This window comes from Pseudomonas sp. CMR5c (genome assembly GCF_003850545.1).
Lineage (GTDB): Bacteria > Pseudomonadota > Gammaproteobacteria > Pseudomonadales > Pseudomonadaceae > Aquipseudomonas > Aquipseudomonas piscis.
Window position 1 is genome coordinate 2,646,416 of sequence record NZ_CP027705.1, and the last position, 22,815, is coordinate 2,669,230.

Genomic DNA, 22,815 nt, shown 5'->3' on the forward strand with positions numbered 1-22,815 from the left:
CAGTCAGCCAATGGATGATGGCAAGGGCATTACCGAGGAGTTTTGGTCGAAGGGGGTGAGCGACGACGCCAAGATGATGTGGCGGGTAGGCAGCCGGGGCGTGACCTTCCTGATGGCATTGCTGCTGCCCAAGACCGGGTTCAGGGCCGTGGATATCGGGGTCGGGGTGCTGACCATGCTGGTCCCGTTGCTGGTGATCGAGACACAGAGGGCCTATTCGAAATTTTCTCCCGGGTTCCTGGAACGGGTGATCCGCCTCAGTGTGTTCGCCACGGGTGTCGCCATGGCTAGCCTGGGGTTGGTGGTCTACTTCGGGGTCGTCATGCCCGTGGTTTCAGCGGTGGGCATTCATTTTTTTCAACAAAGTGCCAGCGTCCAGTTGCAGGGGCAGAACGGGGTGGAGGTCGTCGGTTTCTGGTGGATGGCAGCCGTCACCGGGTGCGCCGTGGTATACGCGATACTCAAGAACTTTCGCGAGATGAAAATTTTCGAGCTCGTCTATCACAAGCCGCGCAATGGGGTGAGGCAGCTCATGCAGGACCGGCCGTTGCGTGTCAGCAACTGGCCGATGTTCATCTGGTTCGAACTGTGTGTGTTGATCGCGAGTTTTCTCTACACCTTGATGGCCTCCCGGGCTGCGCTGCTGGTGGTGGAGGGGGCGCACCAGGTGCTGGCGCTGCTGGGTATCGCCCCTTGAGGAGCCAACCCGCCTTCATCGACAAGAGGGCAGGTGGCGCCGAGGCGCGGCGATGCGCCGCCGTCAGAAGCTGTACTTGAAGCTGGTCATCAGGTTGCGCGGGGAGCCGTAGTTACCGGACAGGGCGGCGTTGCTGTAGTACTCGCGATCGAACAGGTTGTTGAGGTTGAGCGAGGCACTGAGGTTGCGGCTGATGTCATAGCGGGCCATCAGGTTGGTGACCGCGTAGCTGCCCTGGGTGAAGGTGTGCAGGTCGTTGCCGACCTTGCTCTGCCAGTTGACCCCGCCGCCCACGGTCAGCTTGTCCAGCGGACCGTGCAGGCGGTAGCTGGTGAAGGTCTTGAAACTGTTGCGCGGCAGGCCGGTGTTGATCCGCTGGTCGTCGGCGTCGGTGGTGACCGAGTAGGTGTAGCCCGCAGACGCTTGCCAGCCTTCGGCCAGCTCGCCGTTGAACTCCAGTTCCACACCCTTGGAGGTGGTGTCCTGCTCGGCGCTGTAGACGTCGTCGTGCTGCCAGATGGCCAGGTTGTCTTGCTGCAGTTTGTACAGCGCCAGGCTGGAGTTCAGGCGGCCATCGAAGTGGCTGCCCTTGATGCCGACCTCGTAGCCCTTGCCCTCCATCGGGTCCAGGGGCTTGTTGTCTTCGCTGCGCACCCAGGAGGCCTGGGGGTTGAAGATGCTGGTGTAGCTGGCATACACCGACCAGGTGTCGTCCAGGTCGTAGACCACCCCGGCGTAGGGGATGAACACGCCGTTTTCTTCGCGCTTGACCTCGCTCTCGGTGCCGCCATAGGGGCGCTCGCTGGTGTCGCGTTTCCAGTCGATCACCCGGCTGCCGAGGATCAGGCTCAGGTCATCGGCGAGGCTCAGGCGTGAGGTCAGGTAGGCCGCGTACTGGTCTTCATCTATCGAGGATTTGCCGCTTACGCTGAAGTCCGGCTTGGGCGATCGGCCGTCCCAGCCGTTGAGGTTGCCGATGGCACCGGCCGCGGAGCCGGCATAGTCATAGCGCCAACCGCCCCAGCCAGGGGTGCGCTCGTTGTATTGGGACAAGGTCACGCCGCTGATCAGTTCGTGCTCGCGGCCGAACAGGCTGAAGGGGCCGGTCAGGTACAGGTCGAGGTTGTCCTGGCGGGGTGTGCCGGAGAAGCGCACCGGCAACTGGCTGAGCCCGCTACCGTCTTTGTTCACCGAGCCCATGGCGAAGTTGAACAGCTCGTCGAACTGGTTCTCGGCGTGGGTGTACTCGATCTTGCCGCTCCAGCCGTTGCCCAGTTGTTGCTCGATGGATGCAAAGTAGCTGCGCTGCTGGTGATCGTTGTAGGACCATTCTGGGGCGGTGTTGGTGGAACGCTTGAAGTGGGTGCGCTCGCCGCTGCTGAAGCGGGTGGGCAAGCCGGTGCGCAGCGGCGAGTCGACGTCGGTGCGCTGGTAGCTGAAGCCCAGGGTCAGCAGGGTGTCCTCGCTGAGGTCGAATTCGCTGATGCCGTATAGCAGTTGGGTCTGTTGCTTGAAGCGATCGACCCAGGCGCTTTCGGTCTTGTAGTCGGTCACCAGGCGCCCGCGCACATTGCCACTGTCGGTCAGCGGGCCGGAGACATCGATTCCGCCACCGTAGCGATCCCAGGTGCCGGCCTGGCCGGTGATGCTCGCCTGGGCCTCGCGGGTGGGGCGCTTGCGGATCAGGTTGATGGTGGCCGCCGGGTTGCCCATGCCACTGATCAGGCCAGTGGCTCCGCGTACCACTTCGACTCGGTCGTACATGGCCATGCTCTGGGAGTAGTTGTCCAGGCGGGTGTTGGTGGGCACGCCGTCGATCTCGTAGTTCTGGATCGCAAAACCCCGGGACCAGTAGCTGTCGGTTTCCGCTCCCAGGCCGTCGCGGGTGACGATGATGCCGGGAGTGGCTTCCAGGGTGTCGGTGAGGGTGCTGAGGTTCTGGTCGTCGATACGCTGGCGGGTCATCACCGTGATCGACTGCGGGGTTTCCCGGGGCGTGAGGTTCAAGCGAGTCGAGCTGCTGGAGGAGTAGGTGGTGTATTCGCCAGTGCCTTCGGTGGTGGAACCGGGAGCCTTGCCGGAGATCGAGATCGAGATCGGGCTCAGCTCCAGGCCTGCGCCGCTGCTGCGGGCCTGCAGGGAGTAGTCGCCATTGGCGCCGCGCACCGCTTGCAGGCCCGTGCCACTGAGCAGGAGGGCCAGGCCGCCATCGATATCATGCCGGCCCTGGAGCCCCGGGCTGCTGCGGCCTTCGGCCAGGCTTGCCGGGTAGGACAGCAGGATATGCGCGCTCTGGCCGAAGCGGGTGAGGGCGCGGGCCAGGTTGCCGGGAGCGATATCGAATTCGACCTGGACCTGTTCCGCTGCCAGGGCCCACGTGGGCAGGACCATGGCCGCGGCGCTGCCAGTGAGGCAGACCAGGCCCTGGGCCACGGCGCCGGCCAGGTTGTGCTTGAGTGAAAAGGTTCGCTGACGGCGCTGCATTACTGCCGATGACATGTGTTGCTCCCCATGCAAATGAATGTTCTGGGGGTTAAGTCTCGCCAGCGCGAAAAACAGACCACCTTGGCGCAACTTTTTTTCAGCCCAGGGCCGTACGGGGCTTGAGGGTGACCCAGTAGCGAGTGAACTGGCGCACCTCCAGGTGCAGGGTCTGGGCCACGGCAGACAGCACGCGGTCGGTGTCCGCCAGGGGGAAGGTGCCGGAAACTTTCAGCTGCGCGAGGCTCGGGTCGCAGCCCAGGTGCCCGGGGCGGTAGCGCCCCAGTTCTTCGAGGAACTGCGCCAGGGGCTGGGCCTGGGCCACCAGCATGCCCTGGCTCCAGGCCGGTTGCGTGGCGCCTTGTGCCTGGCGCAGCAGCAAGCCCTGGCGACTGAAACCGGCTTGCTCGCCGGCTCCCAGGCGCAGCGGGGGCTGGCCGCCATCCTGGGGAAGCAGGGTCAGCTCGCCCTGGTACACCGCCAGTTCGGTGCGCCCGGCCAGTTGGCGCACACTGAAGCTTGCCGCACTGGCTTGGACCCAGCCTTCGACGGTTTCCACCAGCAGGGCCGGGAGCGAGTCCTGCCGTGCCAGGGTCAGCAGCAGTTCGCCGCGCAGCAGCCTGATACGCCGTTGCTGGCGGTCGAAAGCCAGGGTGATCGCGGTGTCGGTATTGAGCTGTAGCTGGGTCTGGTCCGCCAGGGTGATGCGTCGCTGCTGGCCGACCCGGGTGCTGTAGTCGGCGCTCCAATCCTGGATCAGCGCGGTGTCGCGCGCGGCCCAGGCACCGGCGCCGGCGGCCAGCAGCAGGCCCAGTTGCTTGAGGGCGCGACGCCGACCGAGGTTCGGTGCCAGGGTGGCCCGGGCCAGCTCGCTGTGGCCCTGGCTGCGCATCTGCTGCAGGCGTTGGGCGAGGGTTTCGGCCCGCTGCCAGGCTGTCTCGTGCAGTGGGTGAGCCTCGCGCCAGCGCTGCCAGGCGGCGAGGGTGGCGGCACTGACCTGGGGTTCCTGCAGGTCCAGTTGCCATTGCATGGCCTGCTCGGCCATGGCGATATCGATGGACTGCGGGTCTGTGCTGGTGTCGCGGCTCAGCGGTTGATTCACAAGGAGCCCAGGCTGTCGTCGAGAAGGATGCACTGGGCCCCGGCCTTGACGATGTAGCGCTTGACCGTGGTCACCGAGACTTGCAGGCGTTCGGCGATCTGCTCATGGCCCAGGCCGTCGAGCTGCCACCAGAGGAAGGCCTGGCGCACCGGGCGTTCCAGGCGCTCGAGCACGGCGTCCAGCTGCATCAGGGTTTGCATGAGGATGGCCTGGGTCTCCAGGTCCGGCACCCCGTGCGCCGGCACGTGCTGCAGGGCCTCGAGGTAGGCCCGCTCCAGTTTCTGACGCCGGTAGTGGTTGCTCAGCACGCTCTGCGCCACCTTGGCCAGGAAGCTGCGCGGCGCCTGGATCTGCACCGGTTCGGGCTTGGCCAGCAGGCGCAGGAAGGTGTCCTGGGCCAGGTCGGCGGCGCTGTGGGAACAGTTGAGCCGCAGGCGCAGCCAGTTCTTGAGCCATTGATGCTGTTGGCGATACAGCAGGGTCAGGTCGCTGGCTTGGACGGGAGCAGGCATGGCGGACAATTACCGGGGCAGGGAGGTCGCGAATGATAACGCTTATCATATAGATCGCTAGTCAAGCTCGGCAAGAAAAGTCTGAGGGGCTGCCAGGAAGAATCTGATATCCCGCAAACCACCCATGAAAAAGCCCGCCGCTGGCAAGCAGGGGCGGGCTCGGGTGAAGCGGGGCGGGTCAGACCTTGACGATCCAGCCGGCCGGAGCCTCGACTTCGCCGGTCTGCACGCCAGTCAGCTCCTTGTAGAGCTTTTGGGTGATCGGACCGACTTCTTTTTCGCTGTAGAACACGTGCAGCTTGTTCTGGTACTCGATGCCGCCGATCGGGGTGATCACCGCAGCGGTACCGCAGGCGCCGGCTTCCTTGAAGTCGCCGAGCTTGTCGATGAACACGTCGCCCTCGACCACTTCCAGGCCCAGGCGGCTCTTGGCCAGTTCGATCAGCGACAGGCGGGTGATCCCCGGCAGTACCGATGGCGAGTTCGGGGTCACGAACTTGTCGTCATGGGTGATCCCGAAGAAGTTGGCCGAGCCGACTTCCTCGATCTTGCTGTGGGTCAGCGGGTCCAGGTAGATGCAGTCGGCGAAGCTGGCCTTCTTGGCCTGGGAGCCGGGCATCAGGCTGGCGGCGTAGTTGCCACCGACCTTGGCCGCGCCGGTGCCCTGTGGCGCCGCACGGTCATAGCTGGAGATCAGGAAGTTGTGCGGGGTCAGGCCGCCCTTGAAGTAGGCACCGACCGGAATGGCGAAGATCGAGAAGATGAACTCGGGTGCGGTGCGCACGCCGATGTTGTCGCCCACGCCGATCACGAACGGGCGCAGGTACAGCGCGCCGCCGGTGCCGTAGGGCGGGATGAAGCGCTCGTTGGCCTTGACCACGGCCTTGCACGCTTCGATGAATTGTTCGGTCGGTACTTGCGGCATCAGCAGGCGAGCACAGCTGCGCTGCATGCGAGCGGCGTTCTGGTCCGGACGGAACAGGTTGATCGAACCGTCCTTGCAGCGGTAGGCCTTGAGGCCCTCGAAGCACTGCTGGCCATAGTGCAGGGCGGTGGAGCCCTCGCTGATGTGCAGCACGTTGTCTTCGGTCAGGGTGCCTGCGTCCCACTCGCCATTGCGCCAGTACGACAGATAGCGCTTGTCTGTCTTGATGTAGTCAAAACCCAGCTTGTCCCAATTGATGCTTTCGTTACCCATGACACCCTCTATCTCTTAACAACCGTCGGAACGGCTCAAGGCTTCTGACGTTTTTATTGGATGGGCACAACAATACTGCATTCCGGGGGCAGGCCGCATCCCGGACGATGGGAGGGGGAGCAAAAAAACTTAGCCTGCTCATGAACCCTCCCGCCACCCCACGGATAGCGACCTGCCTTGCATCTTTTTTGTAGGAGCGAAGCGTGCTCGCGATGGCATCGGCGCAGATGGTTCGACGTTTCTGGCATGCCTGCTGGCCTTATCGCGGGCAAGCCTCGCTCCTACGCTCTGGTGGTTACATGTGCAGCGCGTGGCCCAGGGCCCGCAATGCGGCTTCCTGGACCGCTTCGCCCAGGGTCGGGTGGGCGTGGATGGTGCCGCCGATGTCTTCCAGGCGCGCGCCCATCTCCAGGGATTGGCCGAAAGCCGTGGACAGTTCGGAAACTCCCACGCCCACCGCTTGCCAGCCGAGCACCAGGTGGTTGTCACGCCGTGCCACCACCCGCACGAAGCCACCCTTGGATTCCAGGGTCATGGCCCGGCCGTTGGCGGCGAACGGGAAGCTGGCGACGATGCAGTCCAGGCCGGCGGCCTTGGCTTCGTCCGGCGTCTTGCCGACCACCACCACTTCCGGGTCGGTGAAGCACACCGCCGGGATCGCCGCCGGGGTGAACTCCCGGCGCTTGCCGGCGATCAGCTCGGCCACCATCTCGCCCTGGGCCATGGCCCGGTGGGCCAGCATCGGCTCGCCGCTCAGGTCGCCGATGGCCCAGACGTTGCGCATGCTGGTCTGGCAGCGCGCGTCGATCTTGACTGCCGAGCCGTTCATTTCCAGGTTCAGCGCTTCCAGGTTCCAGCCCTGGGTGTTGGGCTTGCGGCCCACCGCCACCAGCACCTGGTCGGTTGCCAGGTCCAGGGTGTCGCCGTTGGGCTCGCGTACCTGCAGGCTGCTGGTGCCGGCGTCGAAGCCCAGCACGCTGTGCTTGAGGTAGAGCTTGATCCCCAGTTGCTTGACCGATTCCAGCACCGGTTGGGTCAGCTCGGCGTCATAGGCCGGCAGGATGCGCTCCTGGGCCTCGACCACGCTGACGTCCACCCCCAGCTTGCGGTAGGCGATGCCCAGCTCCAGGCCGATGTAGCCACCGCCGACCACGGCCAGGCGCTTGGGCAGGACCTTGGGCGCCAGGGCCTCGGTGGAGGAGATGATCGGCCCGCCGAGGGGCAGCATCGGCAGGTTGACGCTCTTGGAACCGGTGGCAAGCAGCAGGTGCTCGCACTGGATACGGGTATCGGCGCCGTCGATTTCCACGGTCTTGCCGTCGATCACCCGGGCCCAGCCATGGATCACCTGGACCTTGTTCTTTTTCAGCAGGGCCGCGACCCCGGTGGTCAGGCGGTCGACGATGCCATCCTTCCATTCCACGCTCTTGCCGATGTTCAGGGTCGGCGCCGCCACCTCGATGCCCAGGGCCGAGCCCTGGCTGTGGTGGCGGGTCTGGTGGAACTGTTCGGCTACGTGGATCAGCGCCTTGGACGGGATGCAGCCGATGTTCAGGCAGGTGCCGCCCAGAGACTGGCCTTCCACCAGGATGGTGGAGATCCCCAGCTGGCCGGCGCGGATCGCCGCGACATAGCCGCCAGGGCCGCCGCCGATGATCAGCAGTTGGGTGTTGAGAGTCTGTTGCATGTCTTACTCCACAAACAGCGTGGCGGGTTGTTCGAGCAGGCCGCGGATGGCCTGGATGAATTGCGCGGCGTCCATGCCGTCGACCACCCGGTGATCGAAGGAGCTGGAGAGGTTCATCATCTTGCGGATCACGATCTGGCCCTTGATCACCATGGGCCGCTCGACGATCTTGTTGACCCCGACGATGGCCACTTCCGGCAGGTTCAGCACCGGCGTGCTGACGATCCCGCCCAGGGCGCCGAGGCTGGTGAGGGTGATGGTCGAGCCAGACAGCTCCTCACGTGCGGCCTTGCCGGCGCGGGCGGCCTTGGCCAGGCGCACGATCTCCTCGGCGTTGCCCCACAGGCTGCGGGCCTCGGCGTGGCGTACCACCGGCACCATCAGGCCAACGTCGCTCTGGGTGGCGACCCCGACGTGCACCGCGCCGTGGCGGGTGACGACCTGGGCTTCATCGTCGTAGCGGGCGTTGATCTGCGGGAAGTCGCGCAGGGCCACGACCATCGCCCGTACCAGGAACGGCAGCAGGGTCAGCTTGCCGCGGGTGGCGCCATGCTTCTCGTTGAGGTGGATGCGCAGTTCTTCCAGGGCGGTGACGTCCACTTCCTCGACATAGCTGAAGTGCGCGGCACGGTGCTTGGATTCCTGCATGCGCTGGGCGATCTTGCGACGCATGCCGATCACCTGGATCTGCTCTTCGTCGTGGCGCTCGGCATAACTGGCAGATGGCGCCGAATGTCCGTGCGCCGCCTGGGTGCCCTGGGCCAGGTAGGCGTCCAGGTCTTCATGCAGGACGCGCCCGGCAGGGCCGCTGCCTTGTACCAGGCGCAGCTGGATGCCCAGGTCCAGGGCATGCTTGCGCACCGCCGGCGAGGCCAGTGGGCGCTCGTTGGCGTCCCGGGCGACCGGAGCCTGGGCCGGACGGCTGGCGCCGGCCTGGCAGGCGGGAGCCGGTTTTTCCACTTGAGGTGCGGCGACCACCGGCGCGGCGGCGGGTTTTTCCGCGGCGGCTGGCGCCTTGCTCGGCGTCGGCAATTGGTCGGAGTCCTTGAGGTTGCCCGCACCCTCGACCTCGATGCTGATCAGGATGCTGCCCACCGCCATCACTTCACCCGGCTCGCCGCCCAGGGCCAGCACTTTGCCGTGGACCGGGGAGGGGATGTCGACCATGGCCTTGTCCGTCATCACGTCTGCCAGTACCTGGTCTTCGACCACCAGGTCGCCGACCTTCACGTGCCACTGCGACAGTTCTACTTCTGCGATGCCTTCGCCGATGTCCGGCATCTTGATAACGTGCGTGCCCATTCAGACCTCCATGACCCGTTGCAGCGCCGCGCCCACTCGGGACGGCCCTGGGAAATATGCCCACTCCTGCGCGTGGGGATACGGCGTATCCCAACCAGTGACGCGCTCGATCGGGGCCTCCAGGTGATGGAAGCAATGCTCTTGCACCAGCGACACCAGTTCGGCGCCGAAACCGCAGGTGCGGGTGGCCTCGTGCACCACCACGCAACGGCCGGTCTTCTGCACCGACTTGACGATGGTGTCCAGGTCCAGCGGCCACAGGCTGCGCAGGTCGATGACCTCGGCGTCGATGCCGGTTTCCTCGGCCGCCACTTGCGAGACATAGACCGTGGTGCCGTAGGTCAGCACGGTGACGTCCTTGCCCGGGCGGGCGATGGCCGCCACGTCCAGCGGGACCTTGTAGTAGCCGTCCGGAACCTGGGCCGAAGGGTGCTTGGACCAAGGGGTCACAGGGCGGTCGTGGTGGCCGTCGAACGGGCCGTTGTACAGGCGCTTGGGCTCCAGGAAGATCACCGGGTCATCGTTCTCGATGGAGGCGATCAGCAGGCCCTTGGCGTCGTAGGGGTTGGACGGCATCACGGTACGCAGGCCGCAGACCTGGGTGAACACCGCCTCGATGCTCTGGCTGTGGGTCTGGCCGCCATAGATGCCGCCGCCACACGGCATGCGCATGGTCAGTGGCGCGGTGAACTGGCCGGCGGAGCGATAACGCAGGCGCGCGGCTTCGGAGATGATCTGGTCGGTGGCCGGGTAGACATAGTCGGCGAACTGGATTTCCGCCACCGGCCGCAGGCCATAGGCGCCCATGCCGACGGCGGTGCCGATGATGCCGCTTTCCGAAATCGGTGCGTCGAACACCCGCGAGGTGCCGTACTTGGCCTGCAGGCCCTCGGTGCAGCGGAACACGCCGCCGAAGTAGCCCACGTCCTGGCCGAACACCACGACGTTGTCGTCACGCTCGAGCATCACATCCATGGCCGAGCGCAGGGCCTGGATCATGGTCATGGTGGTGGTGGTCATGGCGGTGTCCAGCTGGATATTGTTGTTGTGATCGTTCATCTCAAACCCCCAGTTGCTGGCGTTGGCGTTTCAGGTGCTCGGGCATGTCCTTGTAGACATCCTCGAACATGGTCGCGGCGCTGGGGATCTGGCCGCCGGCGAGGGTGCCGAACTGCTCGGCTTCCTTCTGCGCGGCGATGACCTGGGCTTCGAGTTCGGCGCTAAGTGCGGCGTGTTCCTCTTCGGACCAGTGGCCGAGCTTGATCAGGTGCTGCTTGAGGCGAGCGATCGGGTCGCCGAGCGGGAAGTGGCTCCAGTCGTCGGCCGGCCGGTACTTGGACGGATCGTCGGAGGTGGAGTGCGGGCCGGCACGGTAGGTGACCCACTCGATCAGGGTCGGGCCGAGGTTGCGGCGGGCGCGTTCGGCGGCCCAGCGCGAGGCGGCGTACACGGCGATGAAGTCGTTGCCGTCGACCCGCAGCGAGGCGATGCCGCAACCCACGCCGCGTCCGGCGAAGGTGGTGGCTTCACCACCGGCGATGGCCTGGAAGGTGGAGATCGCCCATTGGTTGTTGACCACGTTGAGGATCACCGGCGCCCGGTAGACGTGGGCGAAGGTCAGGGCAGTGTGGAAGTCCGACTCGGCGGTGGCGCCGTCGCCGATCCAGGCCGAGGCGATCTTGGTATCGCCCTTGATCGCCGAGGCCATGCCCCAGCCCACGCCCTGCACGAACTGGGTCGCCAGGTTGCCGGAGATGGTGAAGAACCCGGATTCTTTCACCGAGTACATGATCGGTAGCTGGCGCCCCTTGAGCGGGTCGCGCTCGTTGGACAGCAGCTGGCAGATCATGTCCACCAGCGGCACGTCGCGGGCCATCAGGATGCTTTGCTGGCGATAGGTGGGGAAGCACATGTCGTCGACATTCAGGGCCAGCGCCTGGGCGCTGCCGATGGCTTCCTCGCCGAGGCTCTGCATATAGAACGACATCTTCTTCTGGCGCTGGGCGACCACCATGCGGTTGTCGAAGATGCGGGTCTTGAGCATGGCCCGCATGCCCTGGCGGAGGATCTCCACAGGCACGTCTTCGGCCCATTCGCCCAGGGCGTTGCCCTGGTCATCGAGTACACGGATCAGGCCACGGGAGAGGTCGGCGGTATCGGCGGGTTCTACATCGATCGGGGGTTTGCGCACCAGGCCGGCGTCGTTCAGGCGCAGGTAGGTGAAGTCGGTCTTGCAGCCGGGACGGCCCGATGGTTCGGGAACGTGCAGGCGTAGCGGTGCATACGCTGGGGTCATGGCTTTCTACGCTCGATCTTGTGGATTTCTTGTATTTGGGCGCGCTAGCTGACAGTCCTTCCCTGGGTAAGGGAAATCTTGTCCTACAAACATCATAGGCCGGGAGAAGGAGAATATTTATCTCTGTTTCGTTGCACAGAAAGTCATTTGCAGATAAAAAATCTCTATAAACATAAAAACAAGGTTGTTTTATCTCATGCGTAAACTGGACCGTACCGATATCGGCATTCTCAACAGCCTGCAAGAGAACGCTCGCATCACCAACGCCGACCTGGCCCGCTCGGTGAACCTTTCTCCAACACCCTGCTTCAATCGGGTCCGGGCCATGGAGGACCTGGGGCTGATCCGCGAGCAGGTGACCCTGCTGGACGCCGATCTCCTGGGCCTGCATGTCAACGTGTTCATCCACGTCAGCCTGGAGAAGCAGGTCGAAGAAGCGCTGCAGCACTTCGAAGAGGCTATTTCCGATCGTCCGGAAGTGATGGAGTGCTACCTGATGGCCGGCGACCCGGACTACCTGATCCGCGTGCTGGTGCCCAGCATCCAGGCCCTGGAGCGCTTCATGATGGACTTCTTGACCAAGGTGCCGGGGGTGGCCAACATCCGCTCCAGCTTCGCCCTCAAGCAGGTGCGCTACAAGACCGCGCTGCCGCTGCCGGCCAATGGCCTGACCCTGGGTACCTGATGCTCAGGCCGGCACTTCCCGCCACAACCTGTCGAGCTCCTTGAAGTCCCAGTTGCCCGGGGCTTCGCGGCCGACGATGCGCTCCTGGCCCTGGACCCGGGCCAGGTCCACCACGCTCTGCTCCAGCGGCAGGTTGGAGCGGGTGGAGAAGAACACCTTGACCTTGGGCAGCAGCAAGGTCTCGGGGTGCTGCTCCAGCACCACTGCCAGGCGCCCGCTCTCCAGCCGCACCAGGGAACCCACCGGGTAGATCCCGACACTCTTGACGAAGGCCTGGAACACCCGCTGGTCGAAGTGGCCGGTCCAGGTGGACATGCGCTGGATCGCCTCGGCCGGGTCCCAGCCACGGTTGTAGGGACGGTTGGAGGTCACCGCGTCGTACACATCGCACACCGCGCCCATCTGCGCGAACAGGCTGATCTGCTCGCCCTTGAGGCGGTGCGGGTAACCCGAGCCGTCGGCCTTTTCATGGTGGTGCAGGCACACATCCAGCACCAGGGCATCCACGTCGGGGCTCTGGCGCAGGATTGCGCCGCCGGCCTCGGGGTGCAGCTTGACCTGCTCGAACTCGTTGTCCGAGAGTTTCTGCGGTTTGTTGAGGATGGCGTCGGGGATGGTCAGCTTGCCCACGTCGTGCAGCAACCCGGCGACCCCGGCAAGTTGTACGAGGGGCGCCGACAGGCCCAGCTGGCGCGCGGTGGCCAGCATCAACGCGCAGACCGCCACCGAATGCATGTAGGTGTAGTCGTCGGCGTTCTTCAAGCGCGCCAGGCTGATCAGTGCATGGGGATGGCGCAGCAGCGAGTCGGTGATCTGGCCCACCAGGTCGCTGGCTTGTTGCATCGCCACCACCTGGCCCAGCCGCACTTCCTGGAACATGTCCATCACCGCCTGGCGCGAGTGGATGCAGACCTTCAGGGCCCGCTGCATTTCCTCGCCCATGCTGGCCCGTGGCGCCGGGACTGCGGGGGCCGGTGTGGCGGTCGTCGCATCGGCGCTGGCCGCCGGCGGAGCAGGGGGTTCGGGCAGGTCGCGGCCTTTGCTGGGGTCGATCCACAGGCCGTTCAGGTTCGAGCGCTGCAAGCGCCGCAGGTCTTCGTGGTTGTCCAGGAGAAAGCCGGCCTTCCAGAACGAATGGTCCAGCCAGGAACCCGAGAAACGCTGGATGTACATGCCCAAGCGCAGTTGTTGCACCGAGATCAGTTTCAGCATGACCAGTACTCCCCTCAGGGCGCTTGAATCTCATCGCTCCGGCGATTGTCCGGCAACGGCCGGAGCGATGAACTGCGAACCACACAAGCCTTGTCCCACCTCGTTGCGCATCTACAGGGCGAAGCGGGCCACCAGCTTGTTCAGACCCACCGCCAGGGACGACAGTTCGCTGCTGGCCAGGGAGGTCTGGCTGGCGGCGGACGAGCTCTGCAACGCCAGGTCGCGGATGCTCATCAGGTTCTGGTCCACCGAGCGGGCCACCTGGGCCTGTTGTTCCGAGGCGGTGGCGATCATCAGGTTGCGTTCGTTGATGTCGCTGATGGCTTCGGTGATATGGCCGATGGCACTGCCGGCCTCGTGGGCGATGGCCAGGGTCTGGTTGGCATCCTCGCTGCTCTGCTGCATGGACAGCATGGCCTTGCTCGAGCCGTTCTGGATGCCCTGGATCATCTGCTCGATTTCCTGGGTCGACAGCTGGGTGCGATGGGCCAGGGCCCGCACCTCGTCGGCCACCACGGCAAACCCACGGCCCTGTTCGCCGGCGCGGGCGGCCTCGATGGCGGCGTTCAGGGCCAGCAGGTTGGTCTGCTCGGCGATGGCGCGGATCACGTCCAGGACCTTGGTGATGTCCTGGGCCTGCTGGGCCAGGCCGGCCATTTCCACCCGGGTGTTCTCCACGGTGCCGGTGAGCTTCTCGATGGCATGGATGGTCTGCTCGACCCGTTCCTTGCCCAGGCCCGCCGAGCGCTCCGAGGCCTGGGTGGACTGCGAGGCGGATACTGCGTTGCGCGCCACTTCCTCCACTGCTGCGGTCATCTGGTTGACCGCCGTGGCGGCCTGGTCGGTCTCCATGCTCTGTTGCTGGATGCCGGCGTTGGACTCGCGGGTGATGGCGCTCATTTCCTCGGCGGCCGAGGCCAGCTGGGTCGAGGAATCGCTGATATGGCGGATGGTCGACTTGAGGCTATCGAGCATGGCCTGGGTCGCCGCTTGCAGGTCGGTCAACTCATCGCGCCCGCTGACTTCCACCTGGGTACGCAGGTCGCCTTCGGCGATCTTGCGGGTGCTGGCCAGCAGCGACAGCACCGGGTGGGTGATGCTGCGGGTGAACAGGGTGGCGATCAGGATGGTCAGGACGATAGCCAGGATGATGATCACCCAGGTCACGGTCAGGCCGCCGCTGAATTGCTCGCCGGCGACGACCGCGGATTGCTCGGCCCCGCTCTCGTTGATGCGAATCAGCTCCTCGATGGACGCTTGCAGGGTGTTGGCCAGAGGCACCGTGATCTGGTTGATGTAGTCGGCGGTCTGCTGGGCGGTATTGGTCTGGGTGGAGTCGATCATCACCGCCAGTTTGTCGAGATAGTCCCGGGCGCCACGCTTGACCTGCTCGTAGGCGGCCTTCTCCTCGGGGCCGGACACCAGCGGCTCATAGTCCTTGATGGCCTCGGCCAGGGTGGTCTTCAAGGTGCCCAGCTTGTTCAGCGATGCGGGTTTCTGGCTGTCTCCTTCAGTGGCGTAGTGCAGGGCCTCCAGGCGTACGCGCAAGGTGCCGGATTCGATTTTCGCGGCTTGGCGGACGCTGGGCATCCAGTTGGTTTGCAAGTCCAGCGCGGCGTCGTGAATCTGTCCCATCTTCCACAGTGCCAGCCCCCCGAGGCCAATCAGTAGTACGCAGATGGCGCCGAAGCTCAGCAGCGCCCTGGAAGTCAGCTTCAAGTTTCTTGTCACCATAGAGGCACCTTGCAGGTTGGAGTGATACAGCCAGGTTTGTGTCGACTCCTTGTCGCCCTGATATCACTCTGACTCCTAAATGATGAAAAATCTGTAGAGATGTTAAAAAATATTGCTGTAAATGCTTCTCCGTTTCACCCAGCGCGCCAACGCCCCGCAAACCGGACGACGCGTCCTGGCAGGCACACCGCGCATGGGGGCCGCAGCTCGTGCCGAACCGTACGCAGCCTACGGCAGCGGCTGCACGAAGCGTGGTGCACGGCCCCTGGTTTGACTCCCATCAACGCGCCTTTTGCGCTTTTGCGCCATGCTTGGCGCCTGTCCAATGGAGAAGGAAAAGGCCCATGACTACGCCTGTGACAACGGCGCCCGCGGCCAAGGCCGCATTACCGATTGGATTGCTGATCGCCGTGCTGGCCATGATCGGCGTGTTGTTCCTGCCGCTGCCCGCCGACCTGCCCGTGGCGGGGCACCGGATGCTGGCGATCCTGGCATTCGCGGTGGTGGTGTGGATCAGCGAAGCGGTGTCCTACGAGGCCAGCGCGATCATGATCACCGCCCTGATGGCGATCCTCATCGGCACCGCGCCAACCTTGAACGACCCCGGCCAACTGTATGGCAGCTCGGCGGCCATCAGCCTGGCCCTGACCGGGTTTTCCAACTCGGCCCTGGCCCTGGTGGCCGGCGCCTTGTTCATCGCTGCCGCCATGACCCACACCGGCCTGGACCGGCGCATCGCCCTGGTGACCCTGGCCCGGGTCGGCACCAGTACCCGGCGCATCCTCCTGGGTGCCATCGCCGTGACCATCCTCCTCAGTCTGCTGGTGCCCAGCGCCACCGCCCGCAGTGCCTGCGTGGTGCCGATCATGATGGGGGTGATCGCCGCGTTCGGCGTCGACAAGCGCTCGAACATCGCTGCCGGGCTGATGATCGTGGTGGCCCAGGGCACCAGTATCTGGAACGTCGGGATCCAGACCGCCGCCGCACAGAACCTGCTGACCGTGGGTTTCATGGACAAGATGCTCGGCCAGCGCGTGGCCTGGCTCGACTGGTTGATCGCCGGCGCGCCCTGGGCGCTGATCATGTCCCTGGTGCTGTTGTATCTGGTGCTCAAGATGCTGCCCCCGGAGAGCGACAGCATTCCCGGCGGCAAGGAGGCGGTGGCCAGGTCCCTGGCGGATATCGGCCCCATGACCGGGCCGCAGAAGCGCCTGCTGGCAGTGTCGCTGCTGTTGCTGCTGGCCTGGTCCACCGAAGGCAAGCTGCACCCGTTCGACACCACGACCACCACCTACGCCGGGCTGGTGTTCCTGCTGCTGCCACGGATCGGCATCATGACCTGGAAGGATGTACAGTCACGCATTCCCTGGGGCACGGTGATCGTCTTCGGGGTCGGCATCAGCCTCGGTTCGGCGCTGCTCAGTACCCAGGCCGGGCAATGGCTGGGCACCCAGGTGGTGGCTCACACCGGGCTGGACCAGGTCGGCCCGCTGGCGGTCTTCGCCATCCTCGGCGCCTTCCTGATCCTGATCCATCTGGGGTTCGCCAGCGCCACGGCGCTGACCTCGGCCTTGCTGCCGATCCTCATCGCGGTGCTGCAGACCCTGCCGGGCGAGTTCAGCCGGCTGGGCATGACCATGCTCCTGGGGTTCGTGGTCAGCTACGGCTTCATCCTGCCGATCAACGCCCCACAGAACATGGTGTGCCTGGGTACCGAGACCTTCACCGCGCGCCAGTTCGCCAAGGTCGGGCTGGTGGTGACGCTGGTCGGCTACCTGCTGATGCTGGTGTTCGCCATGACCTGGTGGAAATGGCTGGGCTGGCTGTAGGCCCGGAGCGGGGCAGGGCTGGCCCTACAGCCAGCCGCTGAACACCCGAGTCACGCTACCGGCCAGGCGCACCTTGCCCTGGCCGTCCCAGCTCACGCTCACCGGTCCGCCGTCGCACAACACCGTCACCTGGTTGTCCAGCAGGCCCCGGCGGATGCCATTGACCACTGCGCCGCAGGAGCAGGAACCGGACCCCAGGGGAATGCCGCCGTGGCGTTCCCAGATCCGCAGGCGAATGGTCTGGCGGTCGATGACCTGGATGAAATGCACGTTGGTCTGGTGCACGAACAGCGGATGGGTCTCGATCGCCGGTCCAAGGCTGGCGATGTCCAGCTGCTGCAGGTCGTCGACGAAAAAACTGCAATGCGGATTGCCCATGCTGCACGCCGCCGGTTCCCCCGGCAGCGGCAGGCGCAGGCTGTCCAGCTCCCGGGCCAGGGGAATGTCCTGCCAGGCGAGCCCGGGAACGCCCATCTCCACCGACACGCTGTAGTCGGCCAGGCGCTGGCACTCTTGAATGCCGCGGGCGGTCTTCAGGCGCAGCGAGCTGGCGCCGCTTTCGCGCAGCAACAGCTCGGCGGCACCCCGGGTGGCACTGCCACAGGCATCGAGGCTGGAACCATCGGCATTGAAGAAGGTCAGTTGCGCCGCGCTCTCGCGACAATCGCCCAGCACCACCAGTTGATTGAAACCTATGCCACGTTGCCGGTCGCCCAAGGCCCTGGCGCGTTCGGCGGTGATCGGCTGGCCGCGACCGCGGGCGTCGATCACCACGAAATCGTCGCCATTGGCATGCATCTTCACGAAATTAAGCGCCATTCATGCTCCACAGGGACAGGACAAGATATGCCACCAGGCCAGGATCGACCGGGTAGCGGCACGCGCCGCCACCTGTTGCAGGATTTCGAAAAAACTCCGGCGACGCCAGCGTCTTGCAATAAAATTCACCCAACGTACTCCAGGTGTGCCTGGGTCGGGGGGTTATGGCAGGCTGGCGGTCACACTACCCGCGTCGACCTTCCCGGTACGGACTAGAACAACACTAAGGTCACTGCATGGATCACTACGCCCCGCGCAACTGGCAGCCCCATGAAAAGCCCAGCTTGCCCGGCTCGCCCTCGACACCGCTGCACCCCACCCACAAGCGCCTGGCCTATGCGCTGGTGGGCCTTCTGGTGGCCATCACCGGAGGCTTGGGCAACTCCCTGGTGATCGCCAACCTGCCTTACCTGCAGGGCGCCCTGGGTGCCACCAGCGCGGAAATGGCCTGGCTGCCGGCCGCCTATGTCATGACCAACGTGTCGATGAACCTGCTGCTGGTGAAGTTCCGCCAGCAGTTCGGCCTGCGGGCCTTCACCGAAGTGTTCCTGGTGCTCTATGCACTGGTGACCTTCGGCCACCTGTTCGTCAACGACCTGAGTTCGGCCATCGCCGTGCGCGCGGCCCACGGCATGGTGGGCGCGGCCTTGAGCTCCCTGGGCCTGTACTACATGGTCCAGGCCTTCCCGGCCAAGTGGCGGCTCAAGGCCCTGGTGCTGGGGTTGGGCACCTCGCAGCTGGCCTTGCCCCTGGCGCGGCTGTTCTCCGAAGACTTGCTGCAGATCGCCGAGTGGCGTGGCCTGTACCTGTTCGAACTGGGCCTGGCGCTGACCTCCCTGGGCTGCGTGTTCATGCTCAAGCTGCCGCCCGGCGATCGCTTTCGCACCTTCGAGAAACTCGACTTCCTGACCTTCGCCTTGCTCGCCACCGGCGTGGCGCTGCTGTGCGCAGTGCTGTCCCTGGGGCGCATCGACTGGTGGCTGGAGGCACCGTGGATCGGCTACGCCAGCGCGGCCTCGATCCTGCTGATCTTCGCTGGTCTGTGCATCGAACATAACCGTCGCAACCCGATGCTGATGACCCGCTGGCTAGGCAGCGGGGCGATGATCCGCCTGGCCCTGGCGGTGATCCTGATCCGCATGGTGCTGTCGGAGCAGTCCACCGGCGCGGTGGGTTTCCTCCAGGCGCTGAACATGAGCAGCGAACAGATGCGCCTGCTTTACGGGGTGATGCTGCTGGGCAGCATCGCGGGGCTGGCCACCAGCGCCTTGACCATCAACCCGGCGCATCTGTTCATGCCCCTGGTCATTTCCCTGGCGCTGATGGCGACAGGCTCGGTGATGGACAGCTTCTCCAGCAACCTCACGCGCCCGGCCAACATGTACATCAGCCAGTTCCTGCTGGCTTTCGGCGGCACCTTCTTCCTCGGCCCGACCATGGTCCTGGGCACCCGCAACGTGCTGACCAACCCGCGCAACCTGGTGAGCTTCTCGGTGCTGTTCGGCATCTGCCAGAACCTCGGCGGGCTGATCGGCTCGGCCCTGCTGGGGACCTTCCAGATCGTGCGCGAGAAATACCATTCCAGCTTCATCGTCGAGCAGCTGACCTTGCTCGACCCCCAGGTCCTGGCCCGGGTGCAGAGCGGCGGGGCGGCCTATGGCAAGGTCATCGCCGATCCTGACCTGCGCACCCTGCAAGGCATGCGCAGCCTGGCTTCGGCGGCCACCCGCGAAGCCAACGTGATGGCCTACAACGATGTATTCATGCTGATCGCGGTGATCGCCGTGCTGACCATGATCTGGATCTTCATCCGCAGCCTGTGGCTGATGAGCACCACCAAGCCCGTCGCGCCCCAGACCCCCGTCAAACCCAGTGGTGCCCCTTCTTCATGAGCGAAACCGTCAATCCCACCACCAATGCCATCGCCTCCAGCCCCGAGCCCAATGGCCCGCCGACCATTCCCGCCACCGAGCCACGGCCATTGGCGGTGCGGATCATCTCGTCCCTGGGGTTCGCCGCGATCGCCATCGTCGGCGTGCTGATCGTGCTCTACGCCTGGCAGCTGCCGCCGTTTTCCAGCGCCATCGAAAGCACCGAGAACGCCCTGGTGCGTGGCCAGGTGACGATCATCGGGCCGCAGCTCAGCGGTTATGTGTTCGAAGTGCCAGTGCAGGACTTCCAGCACGTCAAGACCGGCGACCTGCTGGTGCGCCTGGACGACCGCATCTACCAGCAACACCTGGACCAGTCCCTGGCCCAGCTGGCGGTGCAGAAGGCCTCCCTGGCCAATAACCTGCAACAACGCAACAGCGCCGAAGCCACCATCAAGCTGCGCCAGGCGGCCCTGGCCGACAGCCAGGCCCAGGCGCGCAAGAGCGCCGCGGACCTGTCGCGCAACGAGGCGCTGATCGCCGATGGTTCGGTGTCCCGGCGTGAACTGGACGTGACCCGCGCCGCCAATGCCCAGACCGTGGCGGCGGTGGCCCAGGCCCAGGCCCAGCTGGAAATCGCCCGCCAGGACCTGCAGACCGTGATCGTCAATCGCGGCTCCCTGGAGGCGGCGGTGGCCAATGCCGAAGCGGCGGTGCAACTGGCGCGGATCGACCTATCCAACACCCGGATCCTCGCCCCGCGCGATGGCCAGCTGGGGCAGATCGGCGTGCGCCTGGGGGCCTACGTCAACTCCGGGGCACAGTTGATGGCCCTGGTGCCGGACCAGCTGTGGGTGATCGCCAACATGAAGGAAACCCAAATGGACAACGTCCGGCTGGGGCAGCCGGTGAGCTTCACCGTGGATGCGCTGAACCACCGCAAGTTCACCGGCAAGGTGCAGCTGATCTCGCCGGCCACCGGCTCGGAATTCGCCTTGCTGCAGGCGGACAACGCCACTGGCAACTTCGTCAAGATCGCCCAGCGAGTGCCAGTGCGGATCACCGTCGACCCTGACCAGCAAGAGTTGGATCGCCTGCGCCCGGGGTTGTCGGTGGTGGTCAGCATTGACACCTCCGTCACCCCCTAGCGCTACCGCCCTGTAGCTGCTGTCGAACCCGCGAGGCTGCGCACGAGGACGCAGCCCTCGCCAAACCGGCCAATGAGTATTTTCTGGATGAGCGCGGTGCTTGCTCTTGCGGGCGCTGCGTTCCGGTCGCCGCCGGCGCTGGGCAGCGGCTGAGGCTACAGCAGGGCGGCACCGACCAGGCCGCAGACGATGCCCACCAGCATGGTCAACACGGCGACGGTGACCAGCACCCGGGCGTCGAAATCCTTGCGCAGCATCAGCAGCGACGGCAGGCTGATGCTCGGCAGGGTCATCAGCAGAGCCACGGCGGGGCCGGTACCCAGGCCCAGGGTCATCATGGTCTGGACGATGGGGATTTCCGCGGCGGTAGGAATCACGAACAGGGTGCCGGCAATCGCCAGGGGCACCAGCCACCACAGGCTATCGCCCATGGCCCCGTCGATATGCGGGAACAGCCAGACCCGCGCCGCGCCCAGCAGCAGGACCGCGACGATGTAGATCGGGATGGTGCTCCAGAACAGTTGCCACAGGGTCTTGCCCCAGCGTGCCAGGAAGGGCTGAGAGTTCGGCGTGCCGGCTTGCACCACGGCTTCCACCGCCGCTTCGGGCAGTTGCTCGGGGCGAGCCACGCGCTGGGCGACCAGCGATACCCCCAGCACCAGGACGATGCCAGCCACCAGGCGCAGGGCCGTGAAACCCCAGCCGAGGACGAAACCCATGAACACCAGGGTCGCGGGGTTGAGCACCGGGTTGGCGATCCAGAACGCCAGGGCCGCACCCACCGATACGTTCTGCCGACGCAGGCCGGCGGCCACCGGGGCGGCGCAGCAAGAGCACATCATGCCGGGCAGGGCGAACAGGCCGCCGCGCAGGGTCGAGCCGAAGCCGGCGCGTCCGAACAACCGCAGCAGCCAGTCCCGGGGGATCAACACCTGCAACAGGGAGCCGAGGATCACTGCCAGAACGGCGGCCTTCCAGATCGCCAGGAAGTACACCTGGGCATAGGCCAGGGCAGCGCTCCAGGGCGAGCTTTGCTGATCGTTGAGGATCGAGGCGCCGATGCTGTGGCTGTCGGCGGCGACGAAGGCCTTGAAGTAGTAGGGCGACCACTTCACGTAGTACAGGCCGATGGCGGCGACCAGCAGGAACAGCAGGGGTTTCCACCAGAACGACCAGCCACGGGCGGGCTGGGTGGAGGCGAGGTTGGACATGAAGGGGATTTCCACACGAAGACAATAAGCGCGGATTGTAGCTGCTGGCGCTTCCCTAAGCTGCAAGTCTCAAGCTGCAAGCATCACAGCGTGCTTGTTGCTTGCAGCTTAGAGCGTTCGTATCGAGGCGCGGATCGCCCGGGCGCATTCGATCACTGAAGGCGCGAGCTTGCGTTCGGCTTCTTCCAGGGTCCAGCGGCTGCTGGGCACCACCACATGCACGGCGGCTACCGGTAGGCCCTGGCTACCGAGGATCGGCGCGGCGATGCTCATGTCGCCCAGAAACAACTCCTCGGCATTCAAGGCATAGCCGCGCTGCTGGCTGGCATCGATTTCGCCCAGGATGTCCGTGAGCTCGGTGCGGGTATGCCGGGTATGGGCCTGGCGGTCGCTGGCCTCCAGGATCTGGCGGGCGTCGACTGTCGGCAGGGCGCTGAGGTAGGCGCGTCCGGAGCCGGTGCAGTACATCGGAATACGGCTGCCAATGGGCATATGGATCGGAATGAACTTGGGTGCCACAAAGCGCGCTACATAGACCATGTCCAGGCCATCGGGCTCGGTCAGGTTGGTGGTTTCACCGGTGACCTGGGCCAGCTCGGCGAGAAAGGGGTTGGCCACGTCCACCAGCGTGTCGGCGGCCAGGTAGTTGTAGCCGATCTCCATCACCCGGGGAGTCAGTTGGAAGCGTTTGGTCTGCGGATGCTTACGCACATAGCCCAGCTGTTCCAGGGTATGCACCATGCGCTGGGCCGAACTCTTGTTGATTTCGGCGGCAGCGGCGATTTCCGCCAGGTTCATGGTCCGTTGCGTGGCGTTGAAGGCTCGCAGCACCGCCAGGCCCTTTTCCAGTGACTGGTTGAAAAGGGAATTATTGTTATCGTTCATGGCAGGATCTTTTGGTAATTATGGTTTATAAATATCGATATTCGATATTTATAAATCTCTTTACGATTTTTGTAAATTGTTTATAGTCGCTCCCAGGTCTCCGCTCTCGCATCGAGACCATCCATCACGGACTTCCAACAATAAAA

18 protein-coding genes are annotated in these 22,815 nt (G+C 64.9%); 5 read left to right on the forward strand and 13 right to left on the reverse strand.

From position 1 onward, the window contains the following. The first annotated feature begins 10 nt into the window (after positions 1 to 10). Positions 11 to 697, forward strand: coding sequence for a hypothetical protein (locus C4K40_RS12475; protein ID WP_053136061.1), 687 nt, complete (start codon positions 11 to 13; stop codon positions 695 to 697). A gap of 63 nt (positions 698 to 760) precedes the next feature. Here the strand turns inward: C4K40_RS12475 and C4K40_RS12480 are convergent, their stop codons facing one another. From C4K40_RS12480 to C4K40_RS12515, 8 genes are all read right to left on the reverse strand, one after another. Next, the gene (locus tag C4K40_RS12480; protein WP_083456971.1) at positions 761 to 3,196 is read right to left on the reverse strand and encodes a TonB-dependent receptor; all 2,436 of its coding nucleotides are present in this window, start codon (positions 3,194 to 3,196) and stop codon (positions 761 to 763) included. 82 nt (positions 3,197 to 3,278) lie between these two features. Continuing rightward, the gene (locus C4K40_RS12485) at positions 3,279 to 4,280 is read right to left on the reverse strand and encodes a FecR domain-containing protein (RefSeq protein WP_256224232.1); all 1,002 of its coding nucleotides are present in this window, start codon (positions 4,278 to 4,280) and stop codon (positions 3,279 to 3,281) included. Then, positions 4,277 to 4,792 (reverse strand): sigma-70 family RNA polymerase sigma factor, encoded by a 516-nt coding sequence (locus C4K40_RS12490; RefSeq protein ID WP_022643879.1) that lies wholly within the window; start codon positions 4,790 to 4,792, stop codon positions 4,277 to 4,279. Before C4K40_RS12490 ends, C4K40_RS12485 begins: the two co-directional genes overlap by 4 nt. Before the next feature lie 178 nt (positions 4,793 to 4,970). Continuing rightward, the gene (locus tag C4K40_RS12495) at positions 4,971 to 5,990 is read right to left on the reverse strand and encodes a branched-chain amino acid aminotransferase (RefSeq protein ID WP_022643880.1); all 1,020 of its coding nucleotides are present in this window, start codon (positions 5,988 to 5,990) and stop codon (positions 4,971 to 4,973) included. A 295-nt stretch (positions 5,991 to 6,285) separates the two neighbouring features. Further along, the gene (gene lpdA / locus C4K40_RS12500; RefSeq protein WP_022643881.1) at positions 6,286 to 7,677 is read right to left on the reverse strand and encodes a dihydrolipoyl dehydrogenase; all 1,392 of its coding nucleotides are present in this window, start codon (positions 7,675 to 7,677) and stop codon (positions 6,286 to 6,288) included. Positions 7,678 to 7,680: 3 nt separating this feature from the next. After that, positions 7,681 to 8,979, reverse strand: coding sequence for a dihydrolipoamide acetyltransferase family protein (locus C4K40_RS12505; RefSeq protein WP_053136051.1), 1,299 nt, complete (start codon positions 8,977 to 8,979; stop codon positions 7,681 to 7,683). Beyond that, on the reverse strand, positions 8,980 to 10,038 hold the full coding sequence (locus C4K40_RS12510; protein WP_022643883.1) for an alpha-ketoacid dehydrogenase subunit beta: 1,059 nt from the start codon (positions 10,036 to 10,038) through the stop codon (positions 8,980 to 8,982). Between the two features lies 1 nt (position 10,039). Next, positions 10,040 to 11,275, reverse strand: coding sequence for a 3-methyl-2-oxobutanoate dehydrogenase (2-methylpropanoyl-transferring) subunit alpha (locus tag C4K40_RS12515; RefSeq protein ID WP_022643884.1), 1,236 nt, complete (start codon positions 11,273 to 11,275; stop codon positions 10,040 to 10,042). Between the two features lie 196 nt (positions 11,276 to 11,471). Between C4K40_RS12515 and bkdR the strand changes: the two genes are divergently transcribed. Beyond that, the gene (bkdR, locus tag C4K40_RS12520) at positions 11,472 to 11,960 is read left to right on the forward strand and encodes a Bkd operon transcriptional regulator BkdR (RefSeq protein ID WP_022643885.1); all 489 of its coding nucleotides are present in this window, start codon (positions 11,472 to 11,474) and stop codon (positions 11,958 to 11,960) included. 3 nt (positions 11,961 to 11,963) lie between these two features. On the opposite strand, the gene C4K40_RS12525 is transcribed toward bkdR, so the two are convergent. Then, complete coding sequence (locus C4K40_RS12525; RefSeq protein WP_053136049.1) at positions 11,964 to 13,172, reverse strand: HD-GYP domain-containing protein; 1,209 nt, start codon at positions 13,170 to 13,172, stop codon at positions 11,964 to 11,966. Between the two features lie 111 nt (positions 13,173 to 13,283). Beyond that, positions 13,284 to 14,906, reverse strand: a complete 1,623-nt coding sequence (locus C4K40_RS12530) for a methyl-accepting chemotaxis protein (protein WP_053136046.1) — start codon at positions 14,904 to 14,906, stop codon at positions 13,284 to 13,286. 344 nt (positions 14,907 to 15,250) lie between these two features. On the opposite strand from C4K40_RS12530, the gene C4K40_RS12535 reads away from it, so the two are divergent. Further along, positions 15,251 to 16,735, forward strand: a complete 1,485-nt coding sequence (locus C4K40_RS12535) for a DASS family sodium-coupled anion symporter (protein WP_053136043.1) — start codon at positions 15,251 to 15,253, stop codon at positions 16,733 to 16,735. A gap of 24 nt (positions 16,736 to 16,759) precedes the next feature. Here C4K40_RS12535 and dapF read toward each other — a convergent pair whose 3' ends face one another. Beyond that, the gene (dapF, locus tag C4K40_RS12540) at positions 16,760 to 17,554 is read right to left on the reverse strand and encodes a diaminopimelate epimerase (protein WP_031321533.1); all 795 of its coding nucleotides are present in this window, start codon (positions 17,552 to 17,554) and stop codon (positions 16,760 to 16,762) included. Between the two features lie 236 nt (positions 17,555 to 17,790). Here dapF and C4K40_RS12545 point away from each other — a divergent pair, with 236 nt between their 5' ends. Together C4K40_RS12545 and C4K40_RS12550 are read left to right on the forward strand one after the other, a co-directional pair. Then, positions 17,791 to 19,446, forward strand: coding sequence for an MFS transporter (locus C4K40_RS12545; RefSeq protein ID WP_053136040.1), 1,656 nt, complete (start codon positions 17,791 to 17,793; stop codon positions 19,444 to 19,446). Next, positions 19,443 to 20,573, forward strand: a complete 1,131-nt coding sequence (locus C4K40_RS12550; protein ID WP_053136038.1) for an HlyD family secretion protein — start codon at positions 19,443 to 19,445, stop codon at positions 20,571 to 20,573. The genes C4K40_RS12545 and C4K40_RS12550 overlap by 4 nt, the downstream gene beginning before the upstream one ends. 155 nt (positions 20,574 to 20,728) lie before the next feature. On the opposite strand, the gene C4K40_RS12555 is transcribed toward C4K40_RS12550, so the two are convergent. Together C4K40_RS12555 and C4K40_RS12560 are read right to left on the reverse strand one after the other, a co-directional pair. Further along, a complete protein-coding gene (locus tag C4K40_RS12555; protein ID WP_053136035.1) occupies positions 20,729 to 21,784 on the reverse strand; it encodes a permease in 1,056 nt (351 codons plus the stop codon). Between the two features lie 108 nt (positions 21,785 to 21,892). Beyond that, positions 21,893 to 22,669 carry an IclR family transcriptional regulator gene (locus C4K40_RS12560; protein ID WP_022643891.1) on the reverse strand — a complete coding sequence of 259 codons (777 nt, stop codon included), beginning with the start codon at positions 22,667 to 22,669 and terminating at the stop codon, positions 21,893 to 21,895. Positions 22,670 to 22,815 lie beyond the last annotated feature (146 nt).

Excerpts from the sequence above, each read along its gene's own strand:
- C4K40_RS12475 (WP_053136061.1), top strand. The coding sequence starts at position 11 with ATGGATGATGGCAAGGGCATTACCGAGGAGTTTTGGTCGAAGGGGGTG.
- C4K40_RS12480 (WP_083456971.1), bottom strand. The coding sequence starts at position 3,196 with ATGTCATCGGCAGTAATGCAGCGCCGTCAGCGAACCTTTTCACTCAAG.
- C4K40_RS12490 (WP_022643879.1), bottom strand. The coding sequence starts at position 4,792 with ATGCCTGCTCCCGTCCAAGCCAGCGACCTGACCCTGCTGTATCGCCAA.
- C4K40_RS12495 (WP_022643880.1), bottom strand. The coding sequence starts at position 5,990 with ATGGGTAACGAAAGCATCAATTGGGACAAGCTGGGTTTTGACTACATC.
- lpdA (WP_022643881.1), bottom strand. The coding sequence starts at position 7,677 with ATGCAACAGACTCTCAACACCCAACTGCTGATCATCGGCGGCGGCCCT.
- C4K40_RS12505 (WP_053136051.1), bottom strand. The coding sequence starts at position 8,979 with ATGGGCACGCACGTTATCAAGATGCCGGACATCGGCGAAGGCATCGCA.
- C4K40_RS12510 (WP_022643883.1), bottom strand. The coding sequence starts at position 10,038 with ATGAACGATCACAACAACAATATCCAGCTGGACACCGCCATGACCACC.
- C4K40_RS12515 (WP_022643884.1), bottom strand. The coding sequence starts at position 11,275 with ATGACCCCAGCGTATGCACCGCTACGCCTGCACGTTCCCGAACCATCG.
- bkdR (WP_022643885.1), top strand. The coding sequence starts at position 11,472 with ATGCGTAAACTGGACCGTACCGATATCGGCATTCTCAACAGCCTGCAA.
- C4K40_RS12525 (WP_053136049.1), bottom strand. The coding sequence starts at position 13,172 with ATGCTGAAACTGATCTCGGTGCAACAACTGCGCTTGGGCATGTACATC.
- C4K40_RS12530 (WP_053136046.1), bottom strand. The coding sequence starts at position 14,906 with ATGGTGACAAGAAACTTGAAGCTGACTTCCAGGGCGCTGCTGAGCTTC.
- C4K40_RS12535 (WP_053136043.1), top strand. The coding sequence starts at position 15,251 with ATGACTACGCCTGTGACAACGGCGCCCGCGGCCAAGGCCGCATTACCG.
- dapF (WP_031321533.1), bottom strand. The coding sequence starts at position 17,554 with ATGGCGCTTAATTTCGTGAAGATGCATGCCAATGGCGACGATTTCGTG.
- C4K40_RS12545 (WP_053136040.1), top strand. The coding sequence starts at position 17,791 with ATGGATCACTACGCCCCGCGCAACTGGCAGCCCCATGAAAAGCCCAGC.
- C4K40_RS12550 (WP_053136038.1), top strand. The coding sequence starts at position 19,443 with ATGAGCGAAACCGTCAATCCCACCACCAATGCCATCGCCTCCAGCCCC.
- C4K40_RS12555 (WP_053136035.1), bottom strand. The coding sequence starts at position 21,784 with ATGTCCAACCTCGCCTCCACCCAGCCCGCCCGTGGCTGGTCGTTCTGG.
- C4K40_RS12560 (WP_022643891.1), bottom strand. The coding sequence starts at position 22,669 with ATGAACGATAACAATAATTCCCTTTTCAACCAGTCACTGGAAAAGGGC.